We start from the raw sequence: 21,689 nt of genomic DNA on the forward strand, positions 1-21,689 counted from the left end.
TGCGAGATGGCCCACGCTTAAAACAGACTCTGCTGCCCCGACATCAACGTATCGAAATCCTCGCGCAGGAAAGGCAGAATCGCGTCCGCAACCGGCTGTAGCTGGCGGCTCACATAGAACGCGTAATCGAGCGGAGAACTCAGCGTTTCGAGCGGCTCTGGGCCGGCCGTCGTCATCACGTAGCTGATCCAGCCGCCGTTCTGATACTGGAGCGGACGGCCTTTCGCGCGATTGAACTCGTCCGCGACGCGGGCCGCCCGCACGTGCGGCGGCACGTTGCGCTGGTACTCGACGAGCGGCCGCCGCAGGCGCTTGCGATAGACGAGCTGGTCGTCCAGTTCGCCATTGAGCGTGCGCCGCACGTAGTCGCGGATGTACTCCACGTACGGCTCGCGCTGGAAAATGCGGCGATACAGTTCGCGCTGGAATTCCTGCGCGAGCGGCGTCCAGTCGGTGCGCACGGTTTCGAGACCCTTGAACACGACTTCTTCGCCACCGTTCTTCGCGAGCGTGAGGCCGGCGTAGCGCTTTTTGCTGCCTTCTTCCGCACCGCGCACCGTGGGCATGAGAAAGCGCGAGTAATGGCGTTCGAACTGCAGTTCCAAAGCGCTTTGGAGACCGAAGCGTTCCTGCAGTTCGGTCTTCCACCAGGCATTGACGTGCTCGACGAGTTGCTTGCCGGTTCGCGTGGCATCGGCTTCGCTGTGCGCGTGCTTGAGCCAGACGAAGGTCGAATCGGTGTCTCCATAGATCACGTCGTAGCCTTGCGCCTCGATGAGCTGACGGGTTCTGCGCATGATCTCGTGCCCGCGCATCGTGATCGAAGAGGCGAGGCGCGGGTCGAAGAAGCGGCAGCCCGTCGATCCGAGCACGCCGTAAAACGCGTTCATGATGATCTTGAGCGCCTGCGAGAGCGGGGCGTTGTGCTGCCGCTTCGCATGTTCGCGGCCCTCCCACACCTGGCGCACGATTTCCGGCAGACAGTGCTTCTCGCGCGAGAAGCGCGCGCCGAGAAAGCCGGGCACGGACGCTTCGTCGCTGGGATCGTTCAGACCTTCGATGAGCCCGACGGGATCGATCAGGAAGGTGCGGATGATCGAGGGGTAGAGGCTCTTGTAGTCGAGCACGAGCACCGAATCGTAGATGCCGGGGCGCGAGTCCATGACGAAGCCGCCGGGGCTGTTTTCGCCCACCACGTCGCCGAGATTGGGCGCGACGTAGCCGAGCCGATGCATTTTCGGCAGATACAGATGCGTGAACGCGGCCACCGATCCGCCGCTGCGATCCACGGGTAGCCCCGTGACCGATGCGCGTTCGAGCAGAAACGCCATCAGTTCGGTTTTCTCGAAGACGCGCGTGACCAGCTCGCAGTCCTTGAGGTTGTAGATGGCCAGCGCGGGTTTGTCTTCGTCGAAGCGGCGCTGGATCTCGTCCATGCGCTGATACGGATTGTCGATCGACTTACCCTCGCCGAGCAGCGCCTGCGCGACGTATTCGAGGCTGAACGACGGAAAGCTCCAGGTGGCCGAGCGCAGCGCCTCGATGCCGTCGATGATGAGGCGGCCCGCGGCGCCCGCGAAGAAGTGATTCTCGCGCATGCCGTGCTCGCGCCACTCCATGACTTCGCCGCCGCGCCCAAGACGCAGCGGCACGCCGGTTTGCTGGGCGTGCGCGTGCAATACGCGCAAATCGAACTGCACGAGATTCCAGCCGATGATCGCGTCGGGATCGTGTTTCGCCATCCATGCGTTGAGGCGTTCGAGCATCTGCGCGCGGCTTGCGCAGTATTCGAAGTCGAAGTCGATCTGGCTCGCGTCGCCATTTGCCGGGCCGAGCATATAGACCTGGCGTTGTCCGCAGCCTTCGAGCGCGATCGAATAAAGCTCGCCCTGGGCGCTCGTTTCGATGTCGAGCGATACCAGCTTCAACTGCGGGCGATAGCCGTTGGCGGGTTTCATCTCGCCGTCGAGCAGCACGCCGCTTTCCTGCGGGCTACCCGCATCGCCTCGAAACAGCACGGGCGCCGTGATGAAGCGCTCCATCATGTAACGCTCCGGCGGCTGGATATCGGCTTCGTAGACGTCGACGCCCGCTTTGGCGAGGCGCTTTGCGTGCCCGGCCAGGGCGCGATATTGCGGGGAATAGAGGCCCAGCACCGGGCGGCGCTGGAAGTCGCACAGATTGAGCGGGCGTAGATCGGTGCGTGCGTCGCCCTTCAGCGCGGCGCGGGCTGCGGCTTCCTGGGCGGCCGGCACGAATGCGATAGAGGGCTGGGGACGCAGGCGCAGCTGGCGCGGCCCCGCATCGGTCGCGAGCCAGAAGTCGACCTCGGAGTGTTCGCCCGTATCGCGCCAATGGCGGGTGAGAATAAAACCCGCTTCAAACTCAGGCAAAGTGTGACTCCGCCGCCCATGTTTCCCGCCTGAGATTGTAGCGTTTGAACGTGGGAAGGGCGGCGGGTCGTCTTAATGTTGAAGCAAATGCGCGAACATCGGATACAGCGAAACGAGCAGCGAAAGCGCCATGAAGACATTGAAGGCGCGCAGTCGTCGCGGATTCGACAGAAAACGCCGCATGCTGGTGCCGAACGCGGCCCAGATGCAGATGCAGGGCAGGCCGATCACATAGAACAGAAAGGCCATCGCCATCGTATTGGTGCCGAAGTTCGTGGAAAGGCGGATCGTGGTGGCGGCCGTGAGCACCATCATCCACGCCTTGGGATTGACCCACTGGAACGCGATGGCTTCGTGAAAGCGCATGGGCCGGTGCTCGCCGCCTTTCACCTTGATGTCGCCCGAGGTGCCGATTTTCCACGCCAGATACAGCAGGTACGCAATGCTCGCGACCTCCAGCACGGTATAGAGCGACGGGACGTGCCTGAACACCTGGCCAAGCCCGAAGCCCACCGAGAGCATGAGCACGACCACGCCCGCGCTGATGCCGAGAATGTGCGGCACCGTGCGACGAAAACCGAAGTTGACGCCGGAAGCGAGCAACATGGTGTTATTGGGGCCGGGCGTGATGGTCGTGACCACGACGAAGAGCATGCCGGCGGGCAGCGCGCTGAGCATTTCGGGCAGCATGATGCGAGGGGCTCCGGAAAGAGAAGACAGATTCGACGGAACCCAGTTTATCGACAGTTCTCGGTACAGTACCGGTACAGTTGTGGAGACGCCGAACGGTACGGATTGGGGGCATGAATGGGCCGAGTGGCATCTACGGAACCGGCGCGCAGGCCGTGACCGGGAGGCACGCGCCAACCGCCGCTTGCGTTCATAGCTCGGATTCGATCGGCAGAAGGCCAAGGAACCAGACGCTTGTACGCCGCATGAAAGAGACGTCGGGTTCCGAGTCAAGCTCTGTTTCTGTTCCGTTCGCGGCGGTATCGATCCAGACAATTCGGCTTTTGCCGTTCGTGTCAGTGCGTAGCTCCACTCGCCAGGCAATCTGATCCAGATGCGGCTCGACGTCATCGATCACCTGGCTCGCAATCGCCGGGCTGTCGCAAAGTACGCCTACTTCCGTATTGAGTTTGCTCGAGCGCGGGTCGAGATTCATCGAGCCAATGAATATGCTCTGTCGGTCGAACACATACGTTTTCGCGTGTAACGAGGCCCTTGAAGAACCAAAGAACTTGCGTTGCGATTTGACGCTGCTTGACCCCACCGGCTTCAGCTCATAGAGGCGCACGCCTGCCGCGAGCAGGTCTTCACGATAGTGTTGGTATCCGGCATTGACGGCAACGACGTCGGTTGCAGCCAGTGAGTTTGTGAGCACCGTGACGTGTACGCCGTGCGTGGTCAAATCGCTTATCCACGCAACGCCCTCTTTTCCCGGCACGAAGTAAGGCGAGATGATGAGCATCTCGTGCGTGGGTTTGAGATTCAGGGCCGCAAATTGCGTCATCAGGTGACCTTGCAGGTCAGTCGGGGCGCGTGACACCTTGGAAGGGTCGTCGTATAGAAGCGTGGCTTTTCCCCATGAAAAATCGCTATCTCCCGTTGTCAGGATGGTGGCCAGCTGCTTTCTGGCTTGCACGACATACGGGGAGTCATGTTCGGACTGGATATATTCGTCCAGCTTCGTGCGGTAGGCGGCTAGCGCGGACGGATCCGCCGGATGCCCCACCAGCTGCTCTATCGAATAAGTCGACCCGGAATTCCAGAACTCGTCGAATGCCCCGGAGACTTTTCTGACGATGGGTCCATGTACCAGCACGTCGAGATCGCCGAACGCGACCAGGTTCGAAGCGCCGAAGTATTCGTCGCCGATATTGCGCCCACCCAGAATGGCACCTTCGTTGTCCGCAATCATCGCCTTGTTGTGCATGCGGCGGTCGACCCGGGAAAATTCCAGGGCAGTCGCGAGTGACTTGAAGTGACGGCTCGTGACTGGATTGAATAACCGGATCTTTACGTTGGGATGCGAGCTGAGTGCGAGTAGAACCTGGTCATCAGCGTTCGTGCCAAGGTCGTCGAGCAGTACACGAACGCGTACGCCGCGGTCTGCCGCCTCGAGCAGCGCGGCCGCCAATTCGCGGCCCGTCAGGTCGTCGTGCCAGATGTAGTACTGCAGGTCTAGCGAACGCTCTGCCGTTTGCGCGAGTACGACGCGGGCCACAATCGCCTCGGTGGGGTCGGGCAGCAGGTGAAATGCACTCTCACCCGGGTGCTTCTGTTCTTCAGGCACGAAGAGCACGCCGAGTCGCGTGGATTCCGTGTTCTGAAGAGAAAGCGTCTGTGGCTGGTTCGTCTGCGTTGGCAGACTGGCGCACGCGGCCAATACGAAAGCAAGAACGATGGCGATAAGACGCCTGGTTTTTGTCATGTCCCCACCTTGCTGTCGCGCCCAACCGGTTCAACCGCGTTCGGTGAAGGGCGCCCGGACCCTATTGACGAATGGCCTGAATGCGTCCCGCCTTGACTGCCGCTTTCAATACCGCCCAGTCTCTCTCGTTCTGTTCTGCGTAGGCGAGCGAGAATCGCACGATGGCTTCGTCGAACACCTCCGACTTGCCCGCATAGCCGCTGAGCAATGCGGGATCGCCTGCCTTCGCCATCGAATGGGCCAACGCGTGGGCGCAGGAAACCGCATACTCGCCGAGATCTTCGACGTCGAACGTGGTGAAGTCGAATGCGCCCTTCATGTCGCGCAATTGCCTCACGTAGAAGTCGTTGCCGGTGTGGCGCATCTTCGACCACCCGAGGAAGATGTCACTGGCAGACTGCAGCAGACGCTGCCCGTTGACCACCCGTTGGCCATGATTGGGATAACGGCTCGGCGGCAAATAACCCTCCAGCACGGAAGCGCGCGCCTCCTTGAGTTGAAGGAAAAGCGGGCAATCGCCGTCGGCCATGAGAAGCGCCTCGTAGCAACGCGTTCCGACCGAACCGATGCCCACCACACGAATGGCGACATCCACCAGTTCATATCGGTCGAAGAGTGCGCGCCTGTCGTCGGGAAGCGTCAGCCGGTAGTCGGCGAAGAAACGCCGCACCATCGCGTTGTACTGCTTGCTGTCGCTCGCGCTCTCCAGCGGTACGTGATACACGAGCGGCGGGACATCCTTGATCCGCAGCTTGCCGTTGATCACCTCGGTTGCATGAGTCAGCACGGTACGCGACGACTGTTGTCTTGCCTTTTCGATGACGGCCAGTTCCTTGTTCCTTTCTTCGACGGAATCGGCAATGGCCAGCATGCTCGCCGCCTTGAACTGGCAGTACCAGACGTCGAGCGTGTCCATGCGGCTGAAGTCGGCGAGCCGCTGGCGGAAGGTTGCGCACAACCGGCGCACGATACGTTGCTGATCACGCAAGGCAAATCCGCGCTCGCGCGCAGCGATCACGAACGATGTCGCCAGCCTGCGTACGTCCCAGTCGAATGGTCCAGGCAGCGTCTCGTCGAAGTCGTTGGGGCCGAACAGAACGCGCCGCTCGGGGCTCGCGAACAGACCGAAGTTGGCAAGGTGCGCATCGCCACCCAGTTGCACGATCACGTTGGAATGCGGCAGCTTCGACAGATCGTGCGCCATGAGCGGCGCCGCACCGCGATAGAACGCGAAGGGACTCGCGACCATCCGTCCATAACGGATGGGTATCAGTTCGACTACCCGCCCCACGTTGGAAGCGTCGAGGAGTGCGATGGGATCGCGATCTGCAATCCGGCATTCGGCGAGCTTCTCGCGCGGCACTTCTTTGCGAGCCGTCTTGCCCCGTCTGACGCGATCGGCCAGCGAGCCACGCCCCGCGAAGAGTGTGGATGGGTCTTCCTGCACCGCCGGCGTACCCGGGTCAGCGAGATCTGCGCCGGGGGCGGCGCGCTTTGTATTAGCGGGATCAGGCACGCAGCACTCCTTTTTTTCGATTCAAGGCCGAATCGGACCTGTGTCATTTCAGGTCGCTTCATTGCGGCTTGGCGTCTTGAGAAGTTGAGGACGTAGACGGCGAAATGTCACGTAGTGCCTCGATTGCGGCATCGACGGTTGCAAAGACCTCGCGATGCACGCCGCTCACACGCAACGCCTTGTACCGCTCGATTTCGTGCCGGACGCCCGAGGGGAGGGCGACCGCGGCTATGCCCACGCCGTGCTTGTCGAGCTCGCCGCCTAGCTGGATCAAGGTCTTGCCTGCCGTGTAGTCGATGTTGTTGATCTCCGATGCGTCGATCACCACCCAGCGCAGCCCCGGACTCGCTTCGTTGACAAGCTTGAGCACCTCTTCCGTGAATCGGCCTGTGTTCGCATAGAACAGGTCGGCTTCGAAACGGTAAACGACGATCCCAGGTGCGGCGAGCAGATTGGGCTCGACATGTCGCGCGATCCAGCTGTCGCCGGGGCCTCGCGTCAGCACCCGGGTCCGCAGGCGGTAGCTGTGGCGTGCATGCGCGATCAGGGAAAGCACGACGGCAGCAAGAATGCCGTGCATCACATCGACGAATACGACGACGCCCGCAGTCAGCAACGCCACGACGAGCTCGTCCTTCTGCATGCGATACAGTTCGATCATGCCTTTCACGTCGATCAGCTTTACGCCGATCATGAAGACGATGGCCGACAACACAGCGGCAGGGAGCAGACTCAGCGGTCTCGTGAGAAATAGCAGCACCAGCAGCACGATGGCGGCTGTCGTGAGATGGGCGACCTGGGTGCGGCCGCCCGCGTCGTCGAGCATCTCGGTCTTGGTCGGGCTGCCGTTCACGACGAAGGTTCCCGTGAAAGCCGCTGCCGCGTTGGCGGCCGCGAGCCCGATGATATCGGCGTTGTCGTCGCCCCTTTCGTTATAGCGATTGGCGTACGCGCGTGCTGTTGCTGCGCTCTGGGCAATGATGACGATGAAGCATGAGGCGGCGGTGACCAGTACCTGGTTGATCTCGCCCATATGCAACGGTGGAAGGAACAGCGACGGGAGGCCACCCGGCACTTCGCCCGTGACCGCGATGCCATGTCCGGCGAAATTGAACACGCCGCTTGCCACGATGGAGCCGACCACGGCGATCAGCGCACCTGGTGCGCGCGGCACGAAGCGCTTGCAGCCGATGATTACCACGAGCACGGCGATCGAGAGCATCGTGGTCGGAAGATTGGCCTGGGCCACGCGTTGCAACGCGGACGCAATCTGCATCAACGGCCCATGCCCTTGCTTGGCGAGCCCGATCAGGCCGGCAAGCTCCCCTGCGGCGACCTGGATGCCGACGCCGGTCAGGAAGCCGATTAACGCGCTGCGGGAAAGAAAGTCGGCCAGAAAACCAAGACGAAAAACACGCGCGATCACCAGCATTACGGCGACCGTCAAGGCAACGGTACTCGTGAGGGCGACATAGTCCTTGCTGCCGAGTGCGGCGACGGCCGTCAAGGTACCCGCGAGAATGGCCGCAGTGGCCGAGTCGGCGGCGACGACCAGTTGTCGCGACGCACCAAAGAGCGCGAACGCCACGAGCGGCAGCAGGATCGTGTAGAGGCCCGTCACGGTGGGCGTGCCGGCAATTTTCGTGTATCCCATCACTTCGGGAATGCCGAGCGCCGCCAGCGTGATTCCGGCGATGATGTCGTGCGGCAGTTGCGCGGCATTGAAGGGCAGCAGTCCCTGCAGGAAAGGCAGGTGAGGGAGGCGGTGCGGTGTAGGAGCGGCGGGCTTCATCGTGCGGCCTCCGCTGCAGTCGTAATCCTCGCGACCAGTGCTTTGGCGATGATGTCGTCGGCAATGACGACGTTGGTCGCGCCAGCGTTCTCCAGCAGCCCTTTTCGCAAGGGGTTTTCGCCCGGTACGGCAATGGCGAGCGACGGGTTGAGCGTATGGGCCAGCAGAGTGATTGCCAGATTGTTATTGCTGTCGGGTGTCGTGACGAACATGGCTTTCGCGCTGTCGAGTCGCGCACGCTTGAGCACGTCGTCGAAGGCGTCCGGCGAGCCGAGTACGACCAGATGCCCGCAATCCGTTGCCCGGTTGGCCTGATCCTGATCGCCCACGAGTACGAGCACGGTGTTTCCCTCCTCATGCAGGTAGTTTGCAACCCTCTCTCCGAGAGAATGGAATCCAACTACCACGACATGATTGGCGAGCTGCTCGAACTTGCGTTCCATGATTCTGTTCTCCCGATAAGCCATCACGTCATCGCCCGAAAGCATGCCTGTGAGTCTCGAAACTGCGAACCCGCCGATCAGCAGTGTCGCGACCATGGCCAGAAGCATGAAGCCCTTTTGAGGCGGACTGAATTCGCTGAAGGCGCCGAGTGTCGTAATGAGATTGACTCCGTTCCAGAGAGCCGTAAACAGTTTGTCGGGGAAAGCGTTGCTGGACTGATCGAGGGCGACCAGCCCTATGGTGGCGCCGCCCAGCAGCATGACGAGAAGGCCGATTGTGTGATGCGCGCGACGGCGCCATTCTCGAATACGGATGACCCCAAGACGAGGTTCATCGACACGGAAGATCCACATGGTTACCTCGGATTGTTGGTCTGATCGAGACAACAGCGAACCTGATGCCAAGGGGATACGCTCTCCCTTTTTGTGTCGATAGTCAATAGTAGTCAGGAGCCCAATATATCGATCGGGCGAGCGACGGCGCCGTCCGGTGCTGCGTTCCCGTCGCCGACGTGCTTGCCGGTATCACGTACGGCACCGGAGACCGGGGAAGCCGCAACGGCAATCGGCGTATTGCCGTTTCCAGATGCCGGCACAAATCCACCAGGCGTGGATTTGATCAGCACCCGATAAGAGACGTTGCCGAAGCCGCTGGATAAAAAATGCGCGCCACATTGAATCGCTGAACCGTTTTCGAACGAATGCCACGTTGAATACGTCATTTGCGAATCGTATTCCATAATGTTCGTCAGGTATTCGGAGGATGGATGGCAAAAGACAATTCTCCGCGTACGTATTGGTTGAATGTTCGCTAATGACTATGCGTGGAATCGTTAGCAAACAGGCCGAATGAATTAGCGAATCCGCAATGCGCCGCATTAGGGGGAATGTCATGCGATATCTCGCTGCAACACTTCTTGGCTCCGTGGTCGCCTCGTTCGCGCTTTCCGGTTGTGAGGCGCCAACTTCGGGCTCGACCTTCACGCCGGGCCAGGCGCAGCAGGTGATGGTGGTCGAACTCGGTGTGGTCGAATCCGTGCGGCCTGTCACGATCCAGCCTGGTCCAACGGGCATTGGCGCAATAACCGGCGGCGCGCTTGGCGGCATTGCGGCTGGCAGCAACATCGGGCGCGGCACGGGTGCCGTAGCGGCGGGCATCGGCGGCGCCGTGCTGGGCGGCGCGGCAGGAAATGCCGTCGAGCAGCGCGTCACGCAGCGGCAAGCCCTTGAAATCGTCGTGCGTCTGGATTCGGGGCAACTGATGTCGGTGGTCCAGGATGCGGATCAGCAGTTCGTTCCGGGCGACCGCGTGCGTGTGCTGCTCGGCAACAACTCGGTGCGCGTGACGCGATGAAGTGAACGCAGGTGTCGTTGATCTCTCGATAAAACGAAGTGTCGAACCACGCGAGGAAACCCATGGCCGACACCGGGCAGAAGATGAGTCGCGCGCAGTTGACCGCGATGGTAGTCGGGGACATGGCGGGCGCGGCCTTCGTCGTGGCGTCGGCTGACATCTCGCTGTTTCATTTCCTCATTCATCGCGGCGTGAAGCAGGCCGCGTTCATCAACACCATCGTGACGTTCGCCAACGTCATTCCGTTCGTGGTGGTCATCGTCATTCTGGAACATCGCCCGGTGTTGTCGAGTTCTAGCGCTTGAATCGTCGTTGTTTTCGGATGGATACACCGGTACGCCCAGCGGGGCTGCAACAGGGCGCGAAGCCATTTCACGGCGGACACGGGCAACCTGTCCAAGGATCCAGAGGAATACGCCAGTGTTTGCGAATCATGCTGCAGGTCGAATGATTTCCCTGCCTTTGGCCGTGACGCTGTGTGCGCTGTGTGTAACGGCGGCGGGCGGACTGTTGGCGGGCTGTCGTAAGGGCGAAGAGGCGCCGGTGACGGAAGTGCGCCCGGTACGCGTCGTCAGGATAGAAAAGCAGGAGGCCGGAGCGACCATCGCCTTGACCGGAAGATTGCAGGCGCAGGCCGAGATCAATCAGTCGTTCCGTATCGACGGAAGAATGACGTCCCGCAATGTCGATGTCGGGGACCGTGTCAGGGCGGGCCAGGTGCTGGCGCGGCTTGACCGGATGAACGAGGAAAGCAGCCTGCAGTCCGCTCGGGCACAGTTGGCCGCCGCGCAGGCACAAGCCCTGGAAGCGCGCACCATGTTCACCCGCATGCGCGATCTGCTTGCGGAGCATGCCGTGTCGCGTGCTTCGTTCGAACAGTCGGAAGCGATGGCAAAGATCACCCAGTCGCAAGTCGATTCGGCGCAGTCGTTGGTCAGCATCGCGCAGAACCGGCTGAGCTATACCGACCTCGTTTCCGACGTAGCCGGCGTGGTGACGGCGCGTGGAGCGGAACCGGGCGAGGTGGTTCCGGCTGGCCGCATGATCGTGCAGATCGCTCGCGAGGGCGCGGTGGATGCCGTATTCGATGTGCCCGCCGCGATCAAGGACGTCGCGCCGGCCAGTCCCGACATCGTCATCGCGCTTGCCAGCAACCCCGAGGTCACCGCCGTTGGTAAGGTGCGCGAAGTATCGCCCCGCGCCGATCCGGTGACCGGAACCTTTGCGGTTCGGGTTCAAGTTCTCGACCCGCCTGCAGCCATGCGCCTTGGCAGTACGGTCATTGGCCACATGAAGCTCCCGCGCGCGGCGGCCATCGAAATTCCTTCGAGCGCCCTGATCCAGCCAGGAGGAAAGCCAGCGGTCTGGGTAGTCGATACGAAGACAGGGACGGTTTCGGTGCGTGAGGTCGAGCTTCAGGCGTATGGCGAGGACCGCGTTGAGGTGTCGCAAGGTCTCAACACAGGCGACGTGGTCGTGACTGCCGGCGTGCAGGCATTGCGGCCGGGACAAAAAATTAACTGGACCGAGGCAGCCAGGTGATTGGCCCGAATCTATCCGAGTGGGCGCTTTCGAAGCGCCCCCTGGTCGTGTTCCTCATGATCGCTGCGCTGGTCGCGGGAACCCTGTCATTTTTGCGGTTGGGGCGCGCCGAAGATCCGGTCTTTACATTCCGCACCATGGTGGTGGCCGCTGCGTGGCCGGGGGCCACTGTCGACGACACGCTCTCGCAGGTGACCGAGCGGCTCGAACGCACGTTGCAGGAGACCCGTCACCTGGATCGCATACGCAGCTATACGACGGCGGGTCAGACGACAATCTTCGTCGATCTTCTGCAGTCCACGCCACCCTCCGAAGTCCAGAACGTCTGGTATCAGGTTCGCAAAAACGTGGACGATATGCGACAAACGCTCCCGGCGGGAACGCTCGGGCCGTTCTTCAACGATGACTTCGGCGACACCTACGGCATCATCTACGGCTTCACCGCCGACGGCTACAACATGCGCGAGTTGCGCGATCGCGTCGAGGCGATTCGCTCGCGCCTGCTGCTGGTGCCGGACGTCTCGAAGATCGAGGTCCTGGGCGCTCAGGACGAACAGATCTACATCGAATTCTCGACCACCCGTCTCGCGGGCTTGCGTCTGGACTACCCGACCATCGTCGCCGCATTGAGAGCGCAAAATCTCATCAGGCCGACCGGCGTCCTGCAAACCGGGCAGGAGCGGGTGTTCTTCAGGGTGACGGGCGCCTTCGATTCCGAACGCGACATCGAGAGTGTCAACCTCGTGCTGGGAGGGCGCATCGTACGCCTCGGCGACATCGCCACCGTGAGACGCGGCTTCGCCGACCCTCCACAGCCAATGTTCCGCGTCAACGGCAAGCCGGCCATCGGCCTCGCGATCGCCATGCGCGATTCGGGCGACATCCTGGCGCTCGGTCGCAACCTGAAGGCCGAGATGGCCGACGCCACCGCGAACCTGCCTGCTGGCATCGAGCCGTTCCTGGTCGCCAATCAGTCAGATACCGTCGACGTGGCGATCAACGACTTCATGGCGTCGCTCTGGCAGGCGATCATCATCATCCTGGTGTGCAGCTTCGTGAGTCTGGGCATACGGCCGGGGACGGTAGTCGCATTGTCTATCCCGCTGACGCTGGCGATTGTCTTCGGGATCATGGACGTCGTGCACATCGACCTGCACCGGGTCTCGCTGGGCGCGCTGATCATCGCGCTGACCTTGCTGGTCGACGACGCCATGACCACCGTCGACGCCATGATCAACCGCCTCGCCGCCGGTGACAGCAAGGATCAGGCGGCGACTTTCGCGTACCGTACGCTGGCCGCGCCAATGCTGATCGGCACGCTCGTGTCGATTTCCAGTTTCGTGCCGATTGGCTTCGCAAAGAGTTCGGCCGGCGAATATACGTTTTCTATTTTTGCAGTAGTCGCCATCGCACTGCTCGCGTCGTGGTTCGGTGCGGTGATTTTCTCGCCGCTAGTCGGCGTGGCAATCCTGAAAGCGCCCAAGGCCGAAAAGGAGCCGCGCAAGCCCGGCAAGATGCTCATGGCCTATGACCGCTTCCTGCGCGGCGCGCTGCGGCTCCGGTGGTTGACGATTGCCGTCACGCTCGCGGCGTTCGTGGTGTCGATCTTCCTCGTCCGGTTCGTGCCGCGGCAGTTCTTTCCCGCCTCGGACCGACCGGAGCTGACGGTGGATCTGACCTTGCGCCAGAACGCTTCCATCCACGCGACCGCGGACCAGGTCGCGCGACTCGAAGCCATTCTGAAAAGCGATCCCGATGTCGATCACTTCAGCAGTTATGTGGGCCGCGGCGCAGTGCGCTTTATTCTTACCCTCAATGTTCAACTGCCTAATCCGTTTTTCGCACAGGTCATCGTGGTCGCGAAAAGTCTCGAGGCGCGGGACCGGCTGCAATTGAAACTGGAGAAGACGCTGAGCGAACAGTTCCCCGGTATCGTCGCCCGCGTGTCGCCGCTGGAACTCGGGCCGCCGGTGGGGTGGCCGCTGCAGTATCGCGTCTCGGGCCCCGACCCGGCGCAGGTGCGCAGGGCCGCACTCGATCTGGCCGGTATCGTGGGTTCCGACGAGCGAACGCGCCACATCAATTTCGACTGGATGGAGCCGGCCCGGCAGATCCGTATCCACATCAACCAGGATGAAGCGCGTCAGCTCGGCGTGAGTTCCGCCGCGTTGGCCGCCGTCATGAACACCGTCATTACCGGAACGCCACTCACGCAGATACGCGACGACATCTACCTGATCAACGTGGTGGCGCGAGCGCAGGAAGAGCAGCCGCTGACGGTGCAGTCACTGAGTACGCTGCAGGTGCCCACGCCGAGCGGGCGCATGGTTCCACTCAGTCAGTTCGCGACGTTCACGGAGGAACAGGAGTCGCCGCTGATATGGCGGCGAAACCGCGTACCGACGCTCACGGTGCGCGCCGACGTGATGCATGGCGAGCTGCCCGACGAAGTCGTCGCAACGCTCGCGCCGAAGATCGATGCGTTCAACGCGAAGCTGCCCAAGGGCTACCACGTCGCGACTGGCGGCATCTTCGAGGAAAGCGCGACTTCGCAAGCCTCGGTATTTGCCGTGGTCCCGGTGATGATCGTGCTGATGCTGACGAGCATGATGCTGCTGCTGGTGAGCTTCAAGCGCCTGGCCATGGTGGTCTCGGTGATGCCATTGGGCCTGATCGGCGTGGTGCTCGCGCTGCTGGTTTTCAACCGGCCGCTTGGTTTCGTCGCCATTCTGGGCATTCTCGCGTTGATCGGCATGATCGCCAAGAACGGCCTGATCCTGATCGTGCAGATCGAGACTTTTCGACACGAGGGCATGGGCGTGCTGGAGGCCGTTGTCGCTTCGGGCACTTCGCGCATACGGCCAATGATGTTGACCTCGATCTCGACCGTGCTCGGCCTGATCCCGATCGCGCCTACGGTGTTCTGGGGCGCCATGGCCTTCGCGATCATGGGCGGCTTGCTGGTTGCGACGCTGCTGACCCTGGTGTTCCTGCCGGCCCTGTACATGGTGGTGTTTGGCAAGGAAGACCGGCCGCCGTCGCAGTCTTCGCGGATGGCGAGCGGGGCGACGTGAGCCGCCGGAGCGTGACTCCATCCGGCAGACGCCCGCCGTTTTCGCGCTCGCTGGTTTTTCGATAGAGGAGGCGCATCTTCCATGAGCTCACCAACGCTTCGTGCTTTCCTGCTCGACTGGCGTTCGCAATGGCGCGTCGCGCTGACACGCGCGGTTTGCTTTCTCGCGCTATGGATCATCCTGATGCCGAGCGTGAAGCCGGCCGATCTCGTCTGCGGCCTGATCGCGACACTCGTCGCGACGCAGATGAGCCTGCGTCTCCTGCCTCCCGCCGCGGGAAGGGTACGGCTGGGCGCCTTGCTCGTATTCGTTCCGCATTTCCTCTTGCAGTCCCTGCTCGCGGGCATCGACGTGGCACGCCGCGCGTTGGACCCGCGCCTGCCTTTGCGGCCCGGTATCGTGGTCTATCGTGTCGGTTTTCCGCCGGGAACGGCGCGCAATGGTTTCGCCATCATCACGAGCCTCTTGCCGGGGTCGCTGCCGGTAGATGAGACCGCGGACGGGCTCGTCTACCACTGCCTCGACACCTCGCAGCGGGTTGAGGAGCAACTGGCGGACGAAGAACGGCGGCTCGCGGGCGCGCTGGTCAGCGGTGAACGTCATGGCTGACGTGCTCATCGCCGTTTGCGCGCTGGTGCTGCTGATGGTGGCCGTGGGCCTGCTGTCGGTGCTGCGCGGGCCCACGCGCGCCGACCGCATGATGGCCGCACAACTGTTCGGCACGGGAGGGATCGCGGCGTTGCTGCTGGTCGGCACGGCAAGCGGCGTCGAGGCTGTCGTGGATGTGGCGTTGACGCTCGCCGTGCTTGCGGCGTTTGCGTCGGTCGCCTTCGTCAAGGCCGATCGTCAGGCAGAAGGCGATATCGCGAAAGAGGACCGGAAATGAAAACCGCAGCCGATATTTTCACGATCATTGCCATGCTGGCCGGCATTGTCTTCTTCGTGGCCGGTACAGTCGGGCTGTTGCGGTTCCCGGACACGTACACGCGGCTGCACGCGTTGACCAAGGCCGACAACCTGGGCTTGGGCATGGTGGTGCTGGGGCTGTTGCCACAGACGGGTCATATCGTGATCGCCCTCAAGCTGATCGTGGTCTGGCTGCTGGTGATGCTGACGTCGTCCGATGTGTCGCAACTCATCGCGCGCGCCGCGCGCCGGCAAGAGGAGCGTGCATGATCGCCGCCATCTCCGTCGGTATCGGCATCCTGTTGCTGGGGCTTGCGCTCTGGACGGTCGTCGTGCGCGATACGTTCGCCGCGGTCGCCGGGTTCATTCCTTACGGCCTGCTGCTCACGCTGGCCTGGCTAGTGCTTCGTGCTGTCGACGTCGCGTTGACCGAAGCGGCCATCGGTGCGGGCCTGACCGGCGCGCTGCTGATCCGCGCGGCGTCGCGGCTCGAGGTAACTGAAGCGGCTGCCCAGGCCGAAACGCCGGGCCTCGCGATGCGTGTCGCGGCAGGCGTGGCCGCCACGGCGGTCGCCGTCGTGATTGCCGTTAGCCTGTTGAGCTTGCCGAACCCCGCCCCGACCCTGGCGCCCGAGGTGGCGCGACACATTCAGGCGACTGGCGTCGGCAACCCGATCACGGCCGTCCTGCTGTCATTCCGCGCGATCGACACGCTGCTGGAAGCCATCGTGTTGCTGTTCGGCGTGGTCGGCGTCTGGTCGCTGGCGCCGGACCGCTGCTGGGGCGGCAGGCCGGGACTGGCGCAGGTGGTGAGTCCTAACGACATTCTGGTGTATCTCGCGCGTGTATTGCCGCCGATAGGCGTCGTGATCGGCATCTACATTTTCTGGGTCGGCGCCGATCATCCGGGCGGCAAATTCCAGGGCGCCACGGTGATTGCCGCCATGTGGCTGCTCGTCATGATGTCCGGTCTGCGCGATGCGCCGCCGGTCAGCCGGCGCTGGCTGCGCGCCGTGCTGATCCTCGGGCCGGTGGCGTTCATCGCGCTTGGCCTGCTCGGCGCCGTCGTGGCGGGAGCGTTTCTCGCGTACCCCGATGGCTGGGCGAAGCCGTGGATCATCATCATTGAAGCTGCGCTGCTGCCTTCGCTTGCCGTGACCCTGGTCCTCCTGCTCGTCGGGCCACCGCAGCGGCCGGAGGTGAGCCCATGAACGTCTCGCAGTTGTTCGGCTTGACCGCCGCTGCCCTCGTCGGTCTCGGCCTCTATGGCCTGATCGTCAACCCGCAGCCCTTGCGCAAGGTGCTGGCCTTCAACCTCACGGGCAATGGCGTCTTTCTGGCTTGTGCCGTGATCGCGCATCGGGGAGCTGGCGCCGGCATGTCCGGCGACCCGGTGCCGCAGGCGCTATTGATCACGGCGATTGTCGTGTCGTTCGCCGCTTCCGCGCTCGCAGTCGGACTCATGCTGCGCAGGTTCGCGGAAACGGGCTCGAATTCTCTGTCCGCGGACGGTGATGCGGCGTCGGGCGGCGCGCGCGCCAATACGGAGGCGAGGTGACGACGCTGGCGCTCACGGGGCAATCGACGCCGGGCGGGCTGCTGCTGACGCTCGTCGTGTTGTTGCCTTTTGCCGGGATGCTGGCGGGGTTGGCGCTCGGCGGACGCCACGCGCAACGCGTGGCCTGGGTGACGATCGCCTTCGGTTTCGGCCTCGTGCTGGAGATTGCGGCGAGGCTGCTGGTCTCGGGCGACGCATTGCGCTATCTGCTGGGCGGCTGGGCGCCGCCGCTGGGCGTCATGCTCCGCGCCGACGGCCTCTCGGTGTGCATGATGCTGGTGATTGCCGTGGTGGTGGGGGCGGTGGCGATTTACGCCAATGGCGACTTCGGCACGCCGTCCGGCACGAACGAGGCACGCGCGCCGCTGGCGTTCTGGCTGCTGCTGCTGGCGGTGTGGGGAGCGCTCAATCTGGTGTTTGTGAGCGGAGACGTTTTCACGCTCTACGTCGCGCTCGAACTGCTGACTTTTGCGGGCGTTCCTCTCGTGTCCCTCGATGGCCGCGCCGAAACATTGCAGGCTGCGTTGCGTTATCTGTTGTACGCGCTGATCGGCTCGATGCTTTACTTGCTGGGGGTTTTTCTGCTCTATGGCGCCTATGGCACGCTGGACATAGCGCTGCTTGCCGCGAGGATCGGGGCGCAGCCGCTAGCCTGGGCCGCGTTGGCGTTGATGACGGCCGGCATGCTCGCCAAAACCGCGCTGTTCCCGCTGCATCTGTGGTTGCCGCCTGCGCACGCGGGCGCACCCGCCGCCGCGAGCGCGCTGCTGTCGGCATTGGTCATCAAGGGATCGTGGTTCGTGGTGGTGCGGTTGTGGGTCGACGTCTTCGCCGGCATCGCAAGCGGATCCTGCTCGCAACTGCTTGCAGGCCTGGGGGCGCTCGCGATCCTGTTCGGCAATGTGGTGGCGCTGCGCCAGGTGCGGCTGAAGCTCTTGATCGCTTACTCGACGGTCGCCCAGATCGGCTATCTGTTCCTGCTGTTTCCGCTTGCCGTGCAGCACGAAAGTGCTCGAGCCGTCACGGGTGGCCTGTTGCAGGCCGTATCGCACGCGAGCGCAAAAGCGGCCATGTTCCTCGCGGCCGGTCTGATCTATAGCACGCTGGGGCATGACCGCCTGGCCGACCTGCGCGGCGCAGGGCGCGCCCTGCCCATGACGCTGACGGCTTTTGCGCTCGCTGGCGCCACGTTGATCGGCTTGCCGCCTTCCGGGGGCTTTCTGGCCAAGTGGCTGCTGATGTCGGCGGCACTCGCGACGGGGCAATGGTGGTGGGCGGTGGTGATGCTGCTCGGCGGCCTGCTCACGAGCGTCTACGTTTTCATGGTGGTGGTGCGCGCGATGGAGCCCGCTGCACCTGGCTGGTCGCCGCAAAAGCAGGTGCCTCGTTACCAGCAGCTTGCCGTGCTTGGCCTCGCAACGTGTTCTTTCCTGCTTGGCCTCGCCGTGCTGCTGCCGGTCGACGTGGCCCAGATTGGCCGCACAGTGATGCCGCCAGCGGGGCTGCCATGAATGTCTCTCAAGCTCTGCTCGTCGCAGCTGTCGGGTTGCCATTGCTGATGCTGCTGCTCTGTGCGTCGGCGCCTGTTCGCAGGCGCCTGCCTTCATGGTTCGCTGTCGCTGCGCTGCCCGCGCTGGCCGCGGCCGTCGGCGCCAGTCAGCGCGAAACCCTGATGCTCGGCCACAGCCGGTTCGCCCTCAGTTTCGCGCTCGATACGCCAGGCGCGGTGTTGCTCGGCACGGCGGCGCTGTTGTGGCTCTTCGCCGGAATCTATGCCGCACGATATGTACGCGGTCGCGAAGATATCGACGGGTTCGTCGTCTGCTGGCTCATGGCCTTGACCGGAAGCGTGGGCGTGTTTCTGACGGCCGATCTGATTGGCTTCTATCTGATGCTGGCGGTGTTGAGTGTCGGCGCCAGCGGGCTGGTGCTCCAGGGCGATGGGCCCGAAGCCCGATACGCGGGCGCGCTTTATCTTGGTGTTGCATTACTGGCCGAGGCTTTCGTGCTGGGAGGATTGGTCCTGCTCGCACAGGCCACGCCTGGCGGCAACCTGCTGATTCGCGATGCGGCTGCAGCCTTGCCGGGGTCGCCTTGGCGCAACGCCACGCTGCTATTGCTCCTGGTTGGCCTTGGCATGAAGGCCGGGATGGTGCCGCTGCATTTCTGGATGCCGCACGCCTATCGCGCGGCGCCTGTTCCGGCGGCGGCGGTGCTCAGCGGCGCGGTGGTCAAGGCCAGCGTGATCGCATTGGTTCGTTTTCTGCCATTTACTTTCAACGACGCATGGCCGCACTTTGGCATCCCTTTCGCGGCGCTGGGCATGTTCGGCGCGTTCTACGGCGTGGCGATCGGTATCACCCAGTCCCAGCCGAAAGTCGTGCTTGCGTACTCGAGCGTCAGCCAGATGGGCTTCCTGATGGCCGTGATCGGCATGGGGCTAGCCGCAGGCGACCCCGCTACCGTCGTGGCAGCCGCTTACTATGCCGCGCACCATCTGCTCGTCAAAGGCACTTTGTTTCTGGCCGTGGGCGTGGTCGCGTTGACGGGTGCCGGATCGTTGCGACGAGTGCTGCTGCCCACGGCGGTCATCGCGCTCGGACTGGGCGGATTGCCGTTGACAGGCGGCGCACTGGCCAAGTACGCGGCCAAGGACCTGCTGGGCGGCGATCTGGCCGGGTCGTTGGCTGCGGCGTCTGCAGCGGCGACCACGTTGCTGATGCTTCATTTCGTGCGCCGTTTGGGTGCAGTGGCCACGACCGATTCCAACGCGCGCGCTCCGGGGCCGTTCAGGGGGGCATGGCTGGCAATGGTAGTGGTCTCGCTCGCAGTTCCGTGGGTGTTGTATCTGCGTATCCCGGCAGGCTCGCTACCTGAGGCTCTGGCTCCCGCGGCGCTGTGGTCGGCACTCTGGCCGGTACTCGTTGGCGCGGCGCTCGCGATTGGCTGGAACCGATGGGGCAGGACGGTGCCGTCCGTGCCTGTGGGACATGTAAGTGGCCTCCTGCGCGGACTGCAACGAGGCAGCACGGGGGCTGCACGAATTGCGGTGTGTACGGATGCGTTCGTGCGCGGATGGGCCGTGTCCTGTCTGACGCTGTTGCTCGCGGCGCTGCTGTTCGGCGGCCTGCTCGCGGTGGCGGCATGATGTGTGTGGCGCAACCGACCGCACCGCCAGCGCATACGGGACGCGGTCGCAGCAGAACCTGGAGTACGTCATGAGAACGCTGACGCGTGCTGCGATATTTGCCGCCGCTACCAGTTGCCTGGCCGGCTGCATTAGCGTGGGGCCCGATTACAGTCGCCCCGAGGTGGCGGTGCCCGCAACGTGGCGGGTCGATTTGCCCGAGGCTGAAGAAGTCGTGGACACGGCGTGGTGGGAGCAATTCGACGATCCGGTGTTGAACGACCTGATTCAAACCGCACTGCAGGGCAATCTGGACGTGCGTATCGCAGCGGCGCGTATCGACCAGTTCATTGGCTTGTTGCGCGCTGCGCGCTCGCAGGGTCTCCCGCAGATCGGCTATGGCGCCAACGTGAGCCGCAACCGGACCAGCGAGGTCGGGATGCCACCGCTGTCCCCCTTGCTCGATCCCGTATTCAATCTCTATCAGGGCATGCTGTCCGCTTCCTGGCAAATCGACCTGTTCGGCCGGGTAAGACGCCTGACCGAAGCCGCGCAGGCGCAGGTCTATGCCAGCGAACAGGCCCAGCGGGGCGTCGTGCTTTCGCTGGTGACAGGCGTGGCGACCAGCTACATCACGCTGCGCGGGCTCGACCGGCAACTCGAAGTCGCACGGGCCACGGCGAGTAACTTCGGCGAAACATTACGCATATTCGAGTTGCGCTATCGCGACGGACTCGTTTCGCAGACGGAGCTTTCCCAGGTGCGCTCGCAGTACAAGCTGGCTCAATCCGCGATACCGGCCATCAAACAGCAGATCGCCATCGTGGAAAACGGCATCTCCATTCTGCTGGGACGTAATCCCGGGCCCATTGCGCGAGGCAAGTCGGTGAGCGAGTTGGTGCTTCCTGTCATTCCGGCGGATCTGCCTTCGACATTGCTCGAGCGGCGGCCCGATATTTTGCAGGCCGAACAGAATCTGGTCGCGGCCAATGCGAATGTCGGTGCCACGCGTGCGCTTTACTATCCCACCCTCTCGCTGACGGGGGCGCTGGGTTCGGTCAGTACCGCGTTCGGCGACTTCCTTTCCGGGCCCGCCTCGCTCTGGTCGGTCGCAGCAGGACTGACCGGGCCGATCTTCACGTCGGGTGCGATTGCCGGCCAGGTGCAGTCAGCCGAGGCACAAAAGCGCCAGGCCGAACTGGTCTACAGGCAGACGGTGCTGGGCGCGTTCAACGACACCAATAATGCGCTCGTCAGCTCACAAATGACCATCGAGCAGACCGCGCTTCAGCAGCAGCGCGTCGATGCTTTGCGCGAATATGCGAGGTTCTCGCGGCTCAAGTTCGAGGACGGGTTGATCGGCTATCTCGAAGTGCTGATATCCGAAAACGACCTGTTCTCCGCCGAGCTGGCCCTCGCCAACTTGCAGGCCTCGCGCTATAACCAGGTGATCAGCGTGTATCAGGCCATGGGCGGTGGCTGGGTGGATATCGCCGATTCGCATACGCCCGTGTCCCTGAGCGCCGACAGAAAGGGCAATGCCTCGCAGG

The 21,689-nt window shown here is 63.1% G+C and carries 19 protein-coding genes; 12 read left to right on the forward strand and 7 right to left on the reverse strand.

The genetic code is table 11. The features are described from left to right. Window positions 1-17 precede the first annotated feature (17 nt). From AB4Y44_RS38340 to AB4Y44_RS38370, 7 genes are all read right to left on the reverse strand, one after another. On the reverse strand, window positions 18-2,393 hold the full coding sequence (locus tag AB4Y44_RS38340; protein ID WP_368702416.1) for a DNA polymerase II: 2,376 nt from the start codon (window positions 2,391-2,393) through the stop codon (window positions 18-20). A 72-nt stretch (window positions 2,394-2,465) separates the two neighbouring features. Next, a complete protein-coding gene (locus AB4Y44_RS38345) occupies window positions 2,466-3,083 on the reverse strand; it encodes a LysE family translocator (protein ID WP_342923423.1) in 618 nt (205 codons plus the stop codon). Window positions 3,084-3,273: 190 nt separating this feature from the next. Next, window positions 3,274-4,827, reverse strand: coding sequence for a phospholipase D-like domain-containing protein (locus AB4Y44_RS38350; protein WP_368702417.1), 1,554 nt, complete (start codon window positions 4,825-4,827; stop codon window positions 3,274-3,276). Window positions 4,828-4,888: 61 nt separating this feature from the next. Beyond that, window positions 4,889-6,343: a DUF2252 domain-containing protein gene (locus AB4Y44_RS38355; protein WP_342923425.1), complete on the reverse strand. Its 1,455-nt coding sequence runs from the start codon at window positions 6,341-6,343 to the stop codon at window positions 4,889-4,891. Between the two features lie 58 nt (window positions 6,344-6,401). Continuing rightward, complete coding sequence (locus AB4Y44_RS38360; RefSeq protein ID WP_342923426.1) at window positions 6,402-8,135, reverse strand: SulP family inorganic anion transporter; 1,734 nt, start codon at window positions 8,133-8,135, stop codon at window positions 6,402-6,404. Continuing rightward, on the reverse strand, window positions 8,132-8,932 hold the full coding sequence (locus AB4Y44_RS38365; RefSeq protein WP_368702418.1) for a TrkA family potassium uptake protein: 801 nt from the start codon (window positions 8,930-8,932) through the stop codon (window positions 8,132-8,134). Before AB4Y44_RS38365 ends, AB4Y44_RS38360 begins: the two co-directional genes overlap by 4 nt. 92 nt (window positions 8,933-9,024) lie before the next feature. Next, on the reverse strand, window positions 9,025-9,300 hold the full coding sequence (locus AB4Y44_RS38370) for a hypothetical protein (protein ID WP_342923428.1): 276 nt from the start codon (window positions 9,298-9,300) through the stop codon (window positions 9,025-9,027). A 170-nt stretch (window positions 9,301-9,470) separates the two neighbouring features. On the opposite strand from AB4Y44_RS38370, the gene AB4Y44_RS38375 reads away from it, so the two are divergent. The 12 genes from AB4Y44_RS38375 to AB4Y44_RS38430 all read left to right on the forward strand — a co-directional run. Next, the gene (locus tag AB4Y44_RS38375) at window positions 9,471-9,932 is read left to right on the forward strand and encodes a hypothetical protein (RefSeq protein ID WP_342923429.1); all 462 of its coding nucleotides are present in this window, start codon (window positions 9,471-9,473) and stop codon (window positions 9,930-9,932) included. Window positions 9,933-9,994: 62 nt separating this feature from the next. After that, window positions 9,995-10,237: a hypothetical protein gene (locus tag AB4Y44_RS38380; protein ID WP_368702419.1), complete on the forward strand. Its 243-nt coding sequence runs from the start codon at window positions 9,995-9,997 to the stop codon at window positions 10,235-10,237. Between the two features lie 142 nt (window positions 10,238-10,379). After that, on the forward strand, window positions 10,380-11,474 hold the full coding sequence (locus AB4Y44_RS38385) for an efflux RND transporter periplasmic adaptor subunit (RefSeq protein ID WP_368702420.1): 1,095 nt from the start codon (window positions 10,380-10,382) through the stop codon (window positions 11,472-11,474). After that, window positions 11,471-14,548, forward strand: a complete 3,078-nt coding sequence (locus AB4Y44_RS38390) for an efflux RND transporter permease subunit (protein ID WP_368702421.1) — start codon at window positions 11,471-11,473, stop codon at window positions 14,546-14,548. The genes AB4Y44_RS38385 and AB4Y44_RS38390 overlap by 4 nt, the downstream gene beginning before the upstream one ends. A gap of 81 nt (window positions 14,549-14,629) precedes the next feature. After that, window positions 14,630-15,157, forward strand: coding sequence for a Na+/H+ antiporter subunit E (locus AB4Y44_RS38395; protein WP_368702422.1), 528 nt, complete (start codon window positions 14,630-14,632; stop codon window positions 15,155-15,157). Continuing rightward, window positions 15,150-15,434, forward strand: a complete 285-nt coding sequence (locus AB4Y44_RS38400; protein ID WP_069267111.1) for a monovalent cation/H+ antiporter complex subunit F — start codon at window positions 15,150-15,152, stop codon at window positions 15,432-15,434. The genes AB4Y44_RS38395 and AB4Y44_RS38400 overlap by 8 nt, the downstream gene beginning before the upstream one ends. Next, window positions 15,431-15,724, forward strand: a complete 294-nt coding sequence (gene mnhG / locus AB4Y44_RS38405; RefSeq protein ID WP_342923433.1) for a monovalent cation/H(+) antiporter subunit G — start codon at window positions 15,431-15,433, stop codon at window positions 15,722-15,724. The genes AB4Y44_RS38400 and mnhG overlap by 4 nt, the downstream gene beginning before the upstream one ends. Continuing rightward, window positions 15,721-16,665 (forward strand): hydrogenase subunit MbhD domain-containing protein, encoded by a 945-nt coding sequence (locus AB4Y44_RS38410; RefSeq protein WP_342923434.1) that lies wholly within the window; start codon window positions 15,721-15,723, stop codon window positions 16,663-16,665. The genes mnhG and AB4Y44_RS38410 overlap by 4 nt, the downstream gene beginning before the upstream one ends. Then, on the forward strand, window positions 16,662-17,012 hold the full coding sequence (locus AB4Y44_RS38415; protein WP_133184712.1) for an NADH-quinone oxidoreductase subunit K: 351 nt from the start codon (window positions 16,662-16,664) through the stop codon (window positions 17,010-17,012). The genes AB4Y44_RS38410 and AB4Y44_RS38415 overlap by 4 nt, the downstream gene beginning before the upstream one ends. Continuing rightward, window positions 17,009-18,523 carry a complex I subunit 5 family protein gene (locus AB4Y44_RS38420; protein WP_368702423.1) on the forward strand — a complete coding sequence of 505 codons (1,515 nt, stop codon included), beginning with the start codon at window positions 17,009-17,011 and terminating at the stop codon, window positions 18,521-18,523. The genes AB4Y44_RS38415 and AB4Y44_RS38420 overlap by 4 nt, the downstream gene beginning before the upstream one ends. After that, the gene (locus AB4Y44_RS38425; RefSeq protein WP_342923436.1) at window positions 18,520-20,160 is read left to right on the forward strand and encodes a proton-conducting transporter membrane subunit; all 1,641 of its coding nucleotides are present in this window, start codon (window positions 18,520-18,522) and stop codon (window positions 20,158-20,160) included. The genes AB4Y44_RS38420 and AB4Y44_RS38425 overlap by 4 nt, the downstream gene beginning before the upstream one ends. Before the next feature lie 70 nt (window positions 20,161-20,230). Continuing rightward, window positions 20,231-21,689 (forward strand): efflux transporter outer membrane subunit (locus tag AB4Y44_RS38430; RefSeq protein WP_368702424.1); only part of this gene is annotated, 1,459 nt, incomplete at its 3' end.

This window comes from Paraburkholderia sp. BR10937, assembly GCF_040965695.1.
Classification (GTDB): domain Bacteria; phylum Pseudomonadota; class Gammaproteobacteria; order Burkholderiales; family Burkholderiaceae; genus Paraburkholderia.